The following is a 13,690-nucleotide window of genomic DNA, read 5'->3' as shown; positions in this document are numbered from 1 at the left end:
AGGGCGCAGGTATAGCGTCACGGTGTTCCCACCTGCCCACTTGATCCCGGAGATCCCATGAGCACCGCCACCGCCACCGCCCGCCCCGGTGCAGTCCTCGCCGACCTGCTCCCCGCGTCCCGCGTCCGTGACGCCGCCCTGGTGCTCGGTGGCGCCGTGCTCACCGGCCTCGCGGCCCAACTGTCGGTTCCGGTCCCCGGGTCGCCAGTACCGGTGACCGGTCAGACCTTCGCCGCCCTGCTCGTCGGCGCCACGCTGGGCACCCGCCGCGGCTTCCTCTCCCTCGCCCTGTACGCGCTCGCCGGTGTGGCCGGCGTTCCGTGGTTCGCGGGCGGCACCTCCGGCGTGGGCTCCGTCTCCTTCGGCTACATCGTCGGCATGCTGCTCGCCTCTGCGGCCGTGGGCGCCCTGGCCCGCCGCGGCGCCGACCGCTCACCGCTGCGCATGGCGGGCACGGTGATCCTCGGTGAGGCGATCATCTACGCCGTCGGTGTGCCCTACCTGGCCTTGGCCGCCGACCTGCCCGCGGCCAAGGCGATCGCGCTCGGACTGACGCCGTTCCTGATCGGTGATGTCCTGAAGGCCGCACTGGCGATGGGTCTGCTGCCCACCGCCTGGAAGTTCGCCGGTCGGCGCTGAGGCCGGGTTCCCGCCGCTCGGCCGGGGCTCCTGGCGCTGCAGCGGGTTCCCGGGGGCTTGCGGGGTCCGCGCCGTGACCGTCCTCGCGGGGCACACGGGTCCGTGAACGGGTGCGGCGGCGCGCTGCGTCGCGGATGCGGCAACGGCCGCGCGACCCGGCGGTTCGCCTCGGGTCGCGCGGCCGTTGCCGCACGCGGATGGATCAGCCGACGGACACCTTGTCGGCCGGCGCCTCGGTCGCGGGGGCCGGGTGGCTCGCCGTGACCCGCTCCTTCACCACGGCGATCACCAGTACGACCGCGGCGACCAGGAGCGACAGCAGCACGGTTTCGCGGCCGTCGTGCTCGGTGTCGGTCAGCATGTAGCCGAGGACGAAGACGATCAGGAAGGCCGTGGCCCAGGTCAGGTACGGGTAGAGCCACATCCGTACGACGAGCTTCTCCGGCGCTTCCCGCTGGATGATCTTCCGCATCCGAAGCTGTGAGAAGCAGATGACCAGCCACACGAACAGGGCCACCGCGCCACTGGAGTTGACCAGGAAGAGGAACACGGAGTCGGGGAACTCGTAGTTGAAGAACACCGCCACGAAGCCGAAGACGACCGAGGCCAGGATCGCTGCCAGCGGTACACCGCGGGCGGTGGTGCGGGCGAACGCCTTCGGGGCGTCACCGCGCTGACCAAGTGAGAAGGCCATCCGGGAGGCCGTGTACAGGCCGGAGTTGAGGCAGGACAGCACCGAGGTCAACACGATGACGTTCATGATCTGACCGGCGTGCGCGATCCCGAGCGAGTCCAGTGCGGCGACGTAGGAGCCGTCCTTCTTGATGGCGGGGTCGTTCCACGGCAGCAGCGAGACCACGACGAGGATCGAGCCGAGGTAGAAGACGGCGATACGCCAGATGATGCTGTTGGTGGACTTGGTGACCGCCCGCTGCGGGTCCTCCGACTCGCCGGCTGCCAGGGTCGCGATCTCGCTGCCCATGAAGGAGAAGACGACCAGCAGTACACCGGTGAGGATCGCGCCCGGGCCGTGCGGCAGGAAACCGCCGTGGCTCGTCAGATTGCCGAAGCTCGCCCGGTCGGCGTGCACGCCCGGCAGCACACCGAACACCGCGAGCAGACCGATGACGATGAACACGCCGATCGCCACGACCTTGATCCCGGCGAACCAGAACTCGAACTCGCCGTAGGAGCCGACGGAGATCAGGTTGGTCGCGGTCAGCACGGTCATCACGATCAGTGCCCAGCCCCACTGGGGGACCGCTGGGACCCAGCCGGCGAGGATCTTGGCGCCGGCGGTCGCCTCCACGGCGAGCACGACGACCCAGAAGAACCAGTACAGCCAGCCGATGGAGAACCCGGCCCAGCGGCCGAGGGCGCGGTCGGCGTGTGCGGAGAACGAGCCCGAGGTCGGGTTGGCGGCGGACATCTCGCCGAGCATCCGCATCACGAGGACGACCAGGGTGCCGACGAGGGCGTAGGACAGCAGGATGCCGGGGCCAGCAGTGGCGATGCCGCTGCTGGAGCCGACGAACAGGCCGGCACCGATCACACCACCGATGGCGATCATCGACAGGTGACGGTTCTTGAGACCTGCTTGAAGTCCGGAACCAGGGGTCATGGACGGATTTCCTTTGCGCCGGAGGAGCGTTTCCCGTACGAGCGGAGCGCCGTTTGGTGTGGCGGATACGGGATCTCGCACGAGCGATGAACGAGACGGTCCAGTGAATCGGAGGTGAATGGATTCGGGAACCTCTGAATCCAGATCGTTACTTGAGGTTTTCTTGAGGTTCCATGGTTCAGCTTGGATTTCATCAGCCAGTCTGTGAATCGGCGGTGTGCCACGACCCGGCGCTGCCGCTGCGACACCGCCGTGTCACACTCATGGCATGCGCGTGTATCTCGGCTCCGACCATGCGGGCTACGAACTGAAGAACCACCTCGTCGAATGGCTCAAGGCCGCCGGCCACGAGCCGGTCGATTGCGGACCGCACCTCTACGACGCCCAGGACGACTATCCGCCCTTCTGCCTGCGCGCCGCGGAGAAGACGGCCGCGGACCCGGATGCACTGGGCATCGTGATCGGTGGCTCGGGCAACGGTGAGCAGATCGCCGCGAACAAGGTGAAGGGTGTCCGGGCAGCCCTGGCCTGGAGTGAGGAGACGGCGACGCTCGGCCGTCAGCACAACAACGCCAACGTGGTGGCCGTGGGGGCGCGTATGCACAGCACGGAGGAGGCGACCAAGTTCGTCGAGGTCTTCCTGGGCACCCCGTTCTCCGGCGACGAGCGTCACATCCGCCGCATCGCCATGCTCTCCGCATACGAGACGACTGGCGACCTTCCTCCGATCCCGGCCCACCACCCGCAGCAGGACTGAGGTTCCCTCGGGGGGCTGGAAGGAACAGGAACCGTGCCAGAGGGGCACACGATCCACCGGCTGGCGCACGATTACGCCACCCGCTTCTCTGGCACGGCCCCGCGTGTCACCAGCCCCCAGGGCAAGTTCTCCGACGCTGCGGACCTGCTGGACGGCGCCGTGCTCACCGCCACCGAGGCCCACGGCAAACACCTCTTCCTGCGGTTCCGCGACGCCGACTGGGTTCATATCCACCTCGGCCTCTTTGGCAAGGTCGGCTTCGGGGACGCCCCGGCGCCCCCGCCGGCCGACACCGTCCGGCTCAGGCTCGCGAACGACACCTCCTACGTCGACCTGCGCGGCCCCACCACCTGCGCACTGATCACGGACACCGAGAAGCAGGCGGTACACGACCGACTCGGCCCCGACCCGCTGCGCGCGGACGCCCGACCGGAGACGGCGTACCGCAGGATCTCCCGCAGCCGTAGCACGATCGCCGCACTGCTCATGGACCAGAAGGTCGTGGCCGGGGTCGGCAACGTCTACCGTGCCGAGATCCTCTTCCGGCACGGCATCGACCCCTACCGTACAGGCCGGGACATCACTCCGTCCGAGTGGGACGTCATCTGGGCCGACCTCGCCACGCTGATGCGCGAAGGAGTGCGGCACAACCGGATCGACACCGTTCGCCCGGAGCACACACCGGAGGCGATGGGACGCCCACCCCGCGTGGACGACCACGGCGGAGAGGTGTACGTCTACCGACGGGCAACCCAGCCCTGCCACATCTGCGGCGACGGCATCCGCACCGCCGGTCTCGCCGCGCGCAACCTCTTCTGGTGCCCCACCTGCCAGAAACGGTGAACGGGTCCCGGAGGCCGTGCGGTGCTCACCGGCCTGGTGCCGCGGCCAACGTCGCCTGCCGCGGAACTGGTTAGTGCACTGACCGCATACGTTCACCGGATCGGTGGCTCCGGGCAGGCGGTCCCGGCCTCCTGCCCAGGACCGCCTGGGTGAGCTTCCGGGGCTACCCGGGCTGCACTCTTCTCGACCTCCTGCGGTCCGCCGCCTCCGACGGAGCAGGCCATCCCTGGCCTAGTCTCGCTCAGGGGTTGGTACCCGGGTGGACGGCTACTGCTGAGGCTCAGCCGGGCGAGGCTCGCCCAGTCGATCAAGCTGTACGGGCAATCGGCCGCCCGCCCCATCGACCTCCCGCCCCTTGAGGGTCCGGACGGGCCAAGCCGATCTCATTGAACCGGTGGATCACGTCCCGGACGGTGTCCTCGTCGGCCTGCACCCGCTTCGCAATCACCGGCACACGGTTCCCGCCGGCCGAGGCCAGCAGCGTCGTCGCCCGCCGGACCCGCACCGAACTGGTGCTGCCCCGACGCACGATCTGCTGCGGCCTCTGCTCCTCCGGGTGGGTCAACCCGCGCACACGGACAGGCGCAGTCACCACACCTCCAGCGGTCGGAACGGACGTCACCACACATCCAACCGCCCAAACCACCACCCGGCGAACCCACGCGCTAGAAGCCGTGCGGCAGCCAAGGGGCCACCGGTGAGCCGAACGCCACCGACACCTCCGCCAGCGTGCCCGGGCGCACCTCCCGTACCCGTCCGGCCGCCGCCAGCGACATCAGGGACACACCGCCGAGGTAGGCCGCGCCCAACTCCCATACCGTGAGTGCGAGATCGGGTGCGTCCGTGGTCCGTTCACAGGACGCGCCCTTCGGGTCGCCGTGCAGCCGCCAACGCCCCGCGTTCCAGGGACAGAAGGAATCCTGGACCTCGAACACGACGTCCACCGGCGTCAGATAGGTGCGCGCCGACAGGGCCGCGCCCACGTCCACGAGACGCACGTATCCCGCGTCCCGCAGCCGCGGCCGGCAGCGGCGGATGTCAGAGACCAGGTGCTGCCAGGAATCATCGACCGGCCGTCCCCGCATCGTCAGCGTCGACATCAGGTCGATGCCGAACAGGAACCGCCACAGCGCGCCCTCGGTCGCCGGATCGAGCGCGGCCAGGTCCTTCAGCGTCACCTTCCCGTCGTGCCCGCTCGCCCCCCAGTCGATCTTGGTGCGAAAGCGCGCGTACCCGGTGACCTCGCCGTCCCGTTCGGCGACCACGCACTGCAGCGCCGCTGACCCGTGCCGCTCGCTCTCCGGGTCGAGGAGTTCCGCCCGTTCCCAGCCGGGCTGCCGGACCAGCATGCCGGGGCGGCGGGACACCAGGGTCGCGTACACCGCCTCGCACTCGGCCAGGGCCTCGGCGGGCGCCGCGTAACGCACCCGCACCTCGTCGGTTCCCGCAGGCAGTGCCAGCGAGACTCGACCGGTGTCGATTTCGGCGCTGAGCTGGAAGGTCGCCGAGCCGTAGCCGAAGCGGCCGTAGATCGGGGGCTCGGAGGCGTGCAGTGCCGCGAGTGGCTCGCCCTTGGTACGGGCGTCGTCCAGCAGCCGGCGCATCATCGAGGTCAGCGTCCCGCGCCGCCGGTGGGTGGCGGCCACACTGACCATGGTGACGCCCGCGGTGGGCAGTACGGCCCCGCCCGGCACGGTCATCCGGAAGCTGAAGGCCCCGGAGGTGCCGACGATCGCGCCTCCGTCCCAGACGGCCAGGGAGCGGTCGAACTCGATCAGTGATCTGAACAGTTCGCGTTCCTCGGGAGAGGCCGGCTCGCCACCGAACGCGCGGATCAGATGGTCCCACCAGCGGTCGAACTCCTCCGGGCGCAGCACCTTCGACTCGGTTCCGTGATCAGTCCCCATGAACCCTGCCTATCAGGGCAATGCGCGACGAGCCAGTGAAATTCTCCCGAGTGGCCGCGGGATCGGCCGCGCGTGCCGTTCACTGAAGGGCGGACCGCGAAACAGAGCCTCGCACGGGGGGACAAGTGGGACCTCCCGTGCCAAGCGGCCGGTGGGATGGATAGGGTCCCGGACTAATGGCAGCAGGACGAGAGCGGCGCGCAAAGGCCGAGACGTTCACGGCCCGGTGGAAGATGCAGTGGCACCGGGTCCGGGTCGGCCTGCGCAGAAGCGCTGTGGACTACTTCCGCGGGAACGGCTCGGACTGGATCGCGTTCGCCGGACTGCTCCTGACCGTCCCCCTCCTCGCGGTCATGACCCTCGTCGACTCGGTGTGGTGTTCCCCGGCCATTCTGGTACTGCCGATCGTCGCGGGCGGCCTGCTGCTGCGCCCGGCGAGCCTGCTCGGTCTGTACGCGGCGGCGGCCACCGCGCTGATCGTGGAGTCGGTGCGGCTCGGCCCCTACTCCGAGGGGCCGGCCCAGGTCACTCCGGGCGTGGTCCTGGTGGTCGCCGCGTGCGGTTTCTTCGGGCTGCTCACGGCGCAGTTCCGCAGCCGGGTCGGTGTGCCCTGGCGGCGCGGCGGCACCATGCTGTTCGACCTGCGCGAACGCATCCGGGTACAGAGCAAGCTGCCCAAACTGCCCCGGGGCTGGCACCACGAGATGGCGCTGCGCCCGGCGGGCGGCCAGTCCTTCTCCGGCGACTTCGTGGTCGCCGCGTGCACCAACGGCGGCCGCACCCTGGAGGTCGTGCTCACGGACGTCTCCGGCAAAGGCATGGACGCGGGTTCGCGGGCACTGCTGCTGTCGGGTGCTTTCGGGGGCCTGCTCGGCTCCCTCCCCCCGCACGCCTTCCTCCCGGCCGCGAACGGCTACCTCCTCCGCCAGGACTGGGACGAGGGCTTCGCCACCTCCATTCACCTGGTGCTGGACCTCGACTCCGGCGACTACGAGCTGTACACCGCTGGCCATCCGCCCGGGCTGCAGCTCAGCGCGGGCAGCGGGCGCTGGGAGGAGAAGGCCGCTGAGGGACCACTGCTCGGCGTGTACGACGGTGCCCAGTTTGACCCCGTGAAGGGCTCGCTGCGGCCCGGAGATGTGTTGATGCTGTTCACGGACGGGTTGGTGGAGACCTCCGATCGGGACATCATGGAGGGCATCGACCGACTCACCGGAGAGGCCGACCGCTATGTCGCCGGCGGCTTCCGCGGCGCCGCTTGGCATCTCATCGAGGCAGTCGCCAAGGACGTCAACGACGACCGGGCCCTGTTGCTGATCTGCCACGAGACCTCCGTCAACGCCCGCTGAGCGGGACGCCGTCGACCGGCGTCGCGGCTCGGCACCCGGCGCCGGACCGGCTCGGCAAGGCGGACCGGATCGGCTCCGCCGGGCGAAGGGGGCGGTGTGCGGGCCGCCGGCAGGGCCCGGTGGTCTCCCTGTCCCGCCGGAGCGGCACCGGCCGGACGACTGCGCCAGGGACCGAAACCACCAGAGGTGACTTTGCCGGTGGACGGTTGTCCTGGGGGAGACTGGGGCGATGACAGACCAAGCCACCGGGCGGACGCCACGAGGAGCCACCGGCGTCGGACCGCAGCTCACCCTCGCCGAGGTCGAGGCAGTCGCGCGTGCCGCTCACCAAGGGCAGACCGACAAGGCCGGACGGCCGTACAGCGAGCACCTCGCGGCCGTCGCCGAGGGCGTTCGGGTCCGCGGCGGCGATCCGGATCAGATTGCGGCGGCCTGGCTGCACGACTCCGTCGAGGACGACGCGCTCACGGCGGAGTGGCTGGACGCTGCCGCCCTGTCCCCACGCACCAAGGCCATCGTGGACGCCCTCACCAAACGACCGGGTGAGGAACCGGAGGTGTACGCCCGCAGGATCCTGGCAACCCCGGGCGCGCCGTTGGTGAAGGAGTCCGACCTGGCACACAACGCCGACCCCCGGCGGCTCGGCGTCCTGCCAGAACCGACCCGGGTGCGGCTGACCGAGAAGTACGCCCGGATGCGTGCGCTGCTCGGCCTCGGACCGGTCAGGAACGGCTGAGCGCGGCCTTCTCCGGCTCGCGCATCTCCTGCCGCCCGCGTGCCAGTGCGGCCGCGTCCTGGGCGAACGCCCATTCCATCCGCGGTTCCACGGCGAAGCGGAAGACCCGCTGCACTGGCCGGCTGCACAGCACCGTGACGGCGGAGCCGGCGAGGGCGGTCACCAAGAGCTCGCCGAGCGGACGGTGCAGCCAGTCGTAGTCGAACCAGCCGCGGTAGTCGGCGAACTTCACCAGGAACCCGTGCAGCAGGTAGCCGTACAGCGTGCCCGCGCCGAGCGCCGTGAACCACGTCTTCCGGCGGGGTACCCAGGCGAAGAAACAAACCGTCAACAGCAGTGCACAGGCCATCAGCGCGAGCGTCATCACCGGGCCGCACCACCAGGGGGCGCCCAGTTCCTGTGCGGAGTCACGATGGTAGAACCACGCGGTTTCCACGTGCGGCACCGCCCACCAGGCAGCCGCCAGTGCCGCCGCGAACACCGGAACCGAGGCGATCCGCACCGCGCGGCGGCGCATCCGCCGGAAATGCTCGGGCTTCATATACAGGCCGAGCACGAAGTACGGCAGGAACTGCAGGACACGCTGCAGGTCGAGGTCGTTGCCGATGTCCGGGGCGATGGTCGCCAACATGGCGATGCCGACGGCCAGTGGTAGCGGCCGGCGCAGCAGCCTCCAGATCGGTGTGGTGAGCCGCCAGACGAACAAGGCGATCAGGAACCAGGTCAGGTACCAGGGATCGAGGAGGCTGATCGCGTCATGGGAGCCGGTGACGAGGTTCTTGAAGAGCGTGTACGCGGTCTCGAACAGGATGTACGGCACGGCGACGCCGGTGATCAACCGCTTCAGCTGGTCCGGGCGCATGTCGAAAGTGCGCGAGAAGTAGCCGGAGATGACGATGAACGCCGGCATGTGGAAGGCGTACACGACCATGTACATGCCTGCCAGGAACCGGCTCTCGCTCTTCAGCGGCTCCCATGAGTGCCCCATCGCGACCAGCACGATGGCCAGGTACTTGGCGTTGTCGAAGAACGCGTCGCGCTGCTTGCCGGGTCTGTCCGGCCCCGGCCGGTGCTCCTGCGCACTCACGGGCATGCGCGGGCCGGTCGCTCCGGCCGCCGGCGGCCGTGCCGGGGGGAGCGGTTCGGTGTTCTGACCGGGGGACGAGGCGGCGTCAGACATCTCAGGCACCATAGCGGCGTCCCTGGGATTCCGTAAAACTCCCGCAGTCATTACTGTCTATCGCCTTCGAGGCCCGCCGATTTAACGGACTCGACTTCTCGATTCAGGGCACGATGTCCGGGGAAGGGTCGCCAGTTCACCCTTGATGTCCCGATTCATCCCGACTAATTGGGGCATATCTTGCCCTCTGTGTCATCAATTCGAATCACCTGTGCGAGAGTTGTGCGGCAGTGAAAATGAAGGCGCCCAATTCTTGGGGGAGTCATGGGTGGGCGCCCTGTCGAATTGCTGTGCGGAGCGTCGCCCGCGCCGGGCGGTTACCCGATGTTGTGTCACGAGCCGCATACGGGGGCCGGGTTGGTGGCACGATGGTTCTGGCGGGGGTGCGCGGGCCGTACCTCCGGGCCGGGAGAGCGGACCGACCTAGGGTGTGATCAGTTGTGGCCATTTCACTGTCTGTGGTGCTGCTGTTGGCGATCATCCTGGCGGTGTTGATCCGAGGGGGGAACATCAAGGCCGGCCCCGCCATCGTCGCCATCCTCCTCGGCTTCTTCCTCGCCTCGACCGGCATGGCGCCCTCCATCACTCGCTTCCTGAACTCGATAGCGGACTCCATCAACTCGATCAAGTTCTGACCCGGCGAGGTGGCCCTCGGGCGAACGGGGACTCGGCGGGGGACGCAGGGGCGTGGCGCCGCGCGACTCCGGCCTGGCGGGGAGCGTCGATCGTGGGTCGGGGCCGCGTCGTCGGTTTGGCATCGGTGTGGGCCGTGTGGCGCCCCCACTCCCGGCACCGCTCGCCCGGGAGGGCGCTCCCACCACCTCGTCCGCGGACATGTCCTGGAGGGCGTGCCCCCAAGACGGTTCCGGCCGCGACTCGGGCGGCACCGCCGTCCCGTCGCGTACCCCTGGCCGGTCACGCTCCGTGTCCCAGGTCGGGAGCCCGGATCTGGAGTTCCCGGGAAAGGCCGGGTCCTGGTGGAACAGCCCGGGGCCGGGCCGGAGGCACGATCCTCCGGTCCGGCCCCGGGCTGGACAGAGCGGGCGACGGGAATCGAACCCGCGTAGCTAGTTTGGAAGACTAGGGCTCTACCATTGAGCTACGCCCGCACGAGTGCGCCGCAGGTCGGTGACCGCGGCACTGGAGGCATCCTAGCGGGTCGCCCGCCGCTGAGGCCAACGAGTGCGGTCACGAGGGGGCGACGCGCGCCGCCGCGGAGAATGCGGCCGACGCGAGCGGCCAGGGCATGTACCCTACGTGTCGCACCAGACGGGGTGTGGCGCAGCTTGGTAGCGCGTCCGCTTTGGGAGCGGAAGGCCGTGGGTTCAAATCCCGCCACCCCGACCACCGGCTCGCGGGGCCGTGAAGATCGCCTTTTGGGGCGCTGACCGGCTGCGGTTACTATGCAAGCTGCGCGCCCGTGCGGCCCGGCCCATTCGGCCTACGAACTCCTTCGGGCGGCGAAATCCGCCGGAACCAGTCTGGCTCCGGCAGAACCCAAGCAGTCAGCCACAAGGAGACCGAACCGTGAAGAGCGCCGTGGAGACCCTGAACCCGACCCGGGTTCGGCTCACTGTCGAGGTGCCCTTCGAGGAGCTCAAGGACAGCCTCGACGCGGCGTACAAGAAGATCAACCAGCAGGTCACGGTGAAGGGGTTCCGCAAGGGCAAGATCCCGGCCCGCGTCATCGACCAGCGGTTCGGCCGGGGTGCAGTGCTGGAGGAGGCCGTCAATGACGCCCTGCCCAAGTTCTACACCGAGGCGGTGAACGAGGCCGAGCTGAGCCCGCTCGGTCAGCCCGAGGTCGACATCACCGAGCTGAAGGATGGCGAGACGCTCAACTTCACCGCCGAGGTCGACGTCCGCCCCGCCCTGGAGATCCCGGACTACTCCGGCATCGAGGTCGAGGTCGACGCCGTCGAGGTCACCGACGAGGACCTTGAGAAGTCCGTCGAGCAGCTGCGTGAGCGCTTCGCCTCCACCTCCCCGGTCGAGCGGGCCGCCGAGGACGGCGACGTCGTCACCATCGACCTTGAGGCCAAGGTCGACGGCGAGGTCCTGGAAGACGGCATCGCCAGCGGCGTCTCCTACACCATCGGCTCCGGTGAGCTGCTGGACGGCATCGACGACGCCGTCAAGGGCCTGGAGGCCGGCGGCGAGGCCACCTTCACCTCCGAGCTGAAGGGCGGCTCCGCCGCGGGCAAGGAAGCTGAGGTCACCGTCAAGGTCACCCAGGTCGCTGCCCGTGAACTGCCTGAGCTGGACGACGAGTTCGCACAGCTCGCGTCCGAGTTCGACACCCTGGAGGAGCTGAGGGCCGACAGCCGCAAGCGCCTCGCGGACATGAAGCAGTTCGACCAGGCCACGCAGGCGCAGGAGCGCGTCCTGGAGAAGCTGCTCGAGCTGGTCGAGGTCCCCGTCCCCGAGAAGCTGCTCGAGGATGAGATCAACACCCGCAAGCACAACCTGGAGCACCACCAGCTCGGCCAGATGGGCCTCGACCTCGACAAGTACCTGGAGATCCAGGGCAAGACGGCCGAGGAGTTCGACACCGAGACCCGCGAGGCCGCGGTCAAGGGCATCAAGACCCAGTTCGTCCTCGACGAGCTGGTCAAGAAGGAGCAGCTGAACGTCAACCAGGAGGAGCTCACCGAGCACCTCATGCGACGTGCGGCGTCCTCCGGCATGTCGCCCGACCAGTTCGCCCAGGCCGTCGTCGAGGGTGGCCAGGTGCCGCTCCTGGTCGGCGAGGTGGCCCGCGGCAAGGCCCTGGCCGTCGTGGTCGAGTCCGCCACGGTCAAGGACACCAACGGCGAGATCGTCGACCTGGACGACGAGGAGGAGACCGAGGCCGCCGAGTCCGAGGTCGCCGAGTCCGCCGCGGAGAAGACCGAGGGCTGAGCGGTCCCGCGGCATCTCCGACGTACCTACGACGGGCCCTGGGGACTTCCCCGGGGCCCGTTCGTCGTGCACGGACGGGGCGCGGATTCCGAGGCGGCGGAGCCGCCCGGCGGGCCCGGCTCGGCGGTGGTCCGGGGATTCCCGCACCACTCCCCGCAAACCGCACCGGACCCCCTCGGCGGAGTCCGTCGCTACGCCCCCGGCGAACACTCCCATCTCCGGGATTCCCCGAAGGGGCCTGAGCGTTAGGGTCCATGAATACGAGGGCAGGGGAGTCCCCTGAAGCCCCCGGCACGAACACGTGAAGACGGCCCCGGCGCCGTCGTAAGACGAGCAGGTGGATACGTGACGAATCTGATGCCCTCCGCCGCCGGCGAGCCTTCCATCAGTGGTGGTCTCGGCGACCAGGTCTACAACCGGCTGCTCGGCGAGCGGATCATCTTCCTCGGCCAGCAGGTCGATGACGAGATCGCCAATAAGATCACCGCGCAGCTGCTGCTGCTCGCCGCCGACCCGGACAAGGACATCTACCTCTACATCAACAGCCCGGGCGGCTCGGTGACGGCTGGCATGGCGATCTACGACACCATGCAGTACATCCCGAACGACGTGGTCACGATCGCCATGGGCATGGCTGCCTCGATGGGCCAGTTCCTGCTCACCGGTGGTGCCGCGGGCAAGCGCTTCGCGCTGCCGCACGCCGACATCATGATGCACCAGGGCTCCGCGGGCCTCGGCGGCACGGTCTCGGACATCAAGATCCAGGCCGAGTACCTGATGCGCACCAAGAAGCGCATGTCCGAGTTGACCGCACTGCACTCCGGCCAGACGGTGGAGACGATCGTCCGCGACGGTGACCGCGACCGCTGGTTCACCCCGGAAGAGGCCAAGGAGTACGGTCTCATTGACGAGATCATTACGCACGCCTCGGGTGTTCCGGGAGGCGGCGGCACCGGTGCCTGACCGGCCCGGCCACGCCACGCACCGCCGAGACCCCAGCCCCCAGAACGCCATCAGGACGGTGAACACACCATGAGTAACTTCCCCGGCGCCGCGAGCGGCATGTACGAAGGGCCCCGCCCCGACAGCCGCTATGTCATTCCGCGCTTCGTCGAGCGCACCTCCCAGGGCGTCCGCGAGTACGACCCCTACGCGAAGCTCTTCGAGGAGCGCGTGATCTTCCTGGGCGTCCAGATCGACGACGCCTCCGCCAACGACGTCATGGCGCAGTTGCTGTGCCTGGAGTCGATGGACCCGGACCGGGACATCTCCATCTACATCAACAGCCCCGGCGGCGACATGACCGCCCTGACGGCGATCTACGACACGATGCAGTTCGTGAAGCCCGACATCCAGACGGTCTGTATGGGGCAGGCGGCCTCCGCCGCGGCCATCCTGCTGGCCGCCGGCACCCCGGGCAAGCGCATGGCGCTGCCGAACTCACGCGTGCTGATCCACCAGCCGGCCGGCTCTACCGGCCGCGGCCAGCTCTCCGATCTGGAGATCATCGCCAACGAATTCACCCGAATGCGTGAGCAGCTGGAGAACATGCTGGCCAAGCACTCGAACCAGCCGATCGAGAAGATCCGCGAGGACATCGAGCGCGACAAGATCCTCACGGCCGAGGAGGCGCTGGAGTACGGCCTCGTCGACCAGATCATCTCCACCCGCAAGCTCAACAACTCCGAGGTCCGCTGACCCGGAGGGCGTACTTTCTGCCCCCTCTTGGCACGGTGCACGTCAAAGTGAACCCTGCC

12 protein-coding genes, 2 tRNA genes and 1 pseudogene are annotated in these 13,690 nt (G+C 68.9%); 10 read left to right on the top strand and 5 right to left on the bottom strand.

The features are described from left to right. Positions 1-57 precede the first annotated feature (57 nt). Positions 58-639, top strand: coding sequence for a biotin transporter BioY (locus LK06_RS09985; RefSeq protein WP_039649581.1), 582 nt, complete (start codon positions 58-60; stop codon positions 637-639). Positions 640-841: 202 nt separating this feature from the next. Here LK06_RS09985 and LK06_RS09980 read toward each other — a convergent pair whose 3' ends face one another. Further along, positions 842-2,260: an amino acid permease gene (locus tag LK06_RS09980; protein WP_039649579.1), complete on the bottom strand. Its 1,419-nt coding sequence runs from the start codon at positions 2,258-2,260 to the stop codon at positions 842-844. Positions 2,261-2,528: 268 nt separating this feature from the next. Between LK06_RS09980 and LK06_RS09975 the strand changes: the two genes are divergently transcribed. After that, positions 2,529-3,017, top strand: a complete 489-nt coding sequence (locus tag LK06_RS09975) for a ribose-5-phosphate isomerase (protein WP_039649577.1) — start codon at positions 2,529-2,531, stop codon at positions 3,015-3,017. A gap of 33 nt (positions 3,018-3,050) precedes the next feature. Next, complete coding sequence (locus LK06_RS09970; protein ID WP_039649575.1) at positions 3,051-3,860, top strand: Fpg/Nei family DNA glycosylase; 810 nt, start codon at positions 3,051-3,053, stop codon at positions 3,858-3,860. Positions 3,861-4,200: 340 nt separating this feature from the next. Here the strand turns inward: LK06_RS09970 and LK06_RS09965 are convergent. Both LK06_RS09965 and LK06_RS09960 read right to left on the bottom strand, forming a co-directional pair. Beyond that, a pseudogene (locus LK06_RS09965) lies at positions 4,201-4,452 on the bottom strand (helix-turn-helix domain-containing protein); the annotation flags it as partial. A gap of 73 nt (positions 4,453-4,525) precedes the next feature. Further along, the gene (locus tag LK06_RS09960; RefSeq protein WP_043433645.1) at positions 4,526-5,767 is read right to left on the bottom strand and encodes a GNAT family N-acetyltransferase; all 1,242 of its coding nucleotides are present in this window, start codon (positions 5,765-5,767) and stop codon (positions 4,526-4,528) included. A 176-nt stretch (positions 5,768-5,943) separates the two neighbouring features. On the opposite strand from LK06_RS09960, the gene LK06_RS09950 reads away from it, so the two are divergent. Both LK06_RS09950 and LK06_RS09945 read left to right on the top strand, forming a co-directional pair. Continuing rightward, positions 5,944-7,116 carry a PP2C family protein-serine/threonine phosphatase gene (locus LK06_RS09950; RefSeq protein WP_039649568.1) on the top strand — a complete coding sequence of 391 codons (1,173 nt, stop codon included), beginning with the start codon at positions 5,944-5,946 and terminating at the stop codon, positions 7,114-7,116. A 229-nt stretch (positions 7,117-7,345) separates the two neighbouring features. Continuing rightward, positions 7,346-7,852: an HD domain-containing protein gene (locus tag LK06_RS09945; protein WP_039649566.1), complete on the top strand. Its 507-nt coding sequence runs from the start codon at positions 7,346-7,348 to the stop codon at positions 7,850-7,852. On the opposite strand, the gene LK06_RS09940 is transcribed toward LK06_RS09945, so the two are convergent. Then, positions 7,839-9,032: an acyltransferase family protein gene (locus tag LK06_RS09940; RefSeq protein WP_043408062.1), complete on the bottom strand. Its 1,194-nt coding sequence runs from the start codon at positions 9,030-9,032 to the stop codon at positions 7,839-7,841. The genes LK06_RS09945 and LK06_RS09940 overlap by 14 nt on opposite strands. 440 nt (positions 9,033-9,472) lie before the next feature. Between LK06_RS09940 and LK06_RS09935 the strand changes: the two genes are divergently transcribed. Beyond that, a complete protein-coding gene (locus LK06_RS09935; RefSeq protein ID WP_039649565.1) occupies positions 9,473-9,667 on the top strand; it encodes a hypothetical protein in 195 nt (64 codons plus the stop codon). 403 nt (positions 9,668-10,070) lie between these two features. Here LK06_RS09935 and LK06_RS09930 read toward each other — a convergent pair. Next, a tRNA-Gly gene (locus LK06_RS09930) sits at positions 10,071-10,141 on the bottom strand. Between the two features lie 161 nt (positions 10,142-10,302). On the opposite strand from LK06_RS09930, the gene LK06_RS09925 reads away from it, so the two are divergent. The 4 genes from LK06_RS09925 (at position 10,303) to LK06_RS09910 (ending at position 13,631) form a co-directional block, all read left to right on the top strand. Further along, positions 10,303-10,379: transfer RNA gene (locus tag LK06_RS09925), tRNA-Pro, on the top strand. 180 nt (positions 10,380-10,559) lie between these two features. Further along, complete coding sequence (gene tig / locus LK06_RS09920) at positions 10,560-11,933, top strand: trigger factor (RefSeq protein ID WP_039649563.1); 1,374 nt, start codon at positions 10,560-10,562, stop codon at positions 11,931-11,933. A gap of 357 nt (positions 11,934-12,290) precedes the next feature. Then, on the top strand, positions 12,291-12,896 hold the full coding sequence (locus tag LK06_RS09915; RefSeq protein WP_052269761.1) for an ATP-dependent Clp protease proteolytic subunit: 606 nt from the start codon (positions 12,291-12,293) through the stop codon (positions 12,894-12,896). Between the two features lie 69 nt (positions 12,897-12,965). Continuing rightward, entirely contained in the window at positions 12,966-13,631 is a 666-nt protein-coding gene (locus tag LK06_RS09910) for an ATP-dependent Clp protease proteolytic subunit (RefSeq protein WP_039649559.1), read from the top strand. Positions 13,632-13,690: the final 59 nt, after the last annotated feature.

The sequence above is a fragment of the Streptomyces pluripotens genome (genome assembly GCF_000802245.2).
Taxonomy (GTDB): domain Bacteria; phylum Actinomycetota; class Actinomycetes; order Streptomycetales; family Streptomycetaceae; genus Streptomyces; species Streptomyces pluripotens.
This window is presented reverse-complemented; position numbering and strand designations above follow the sequence as displayed.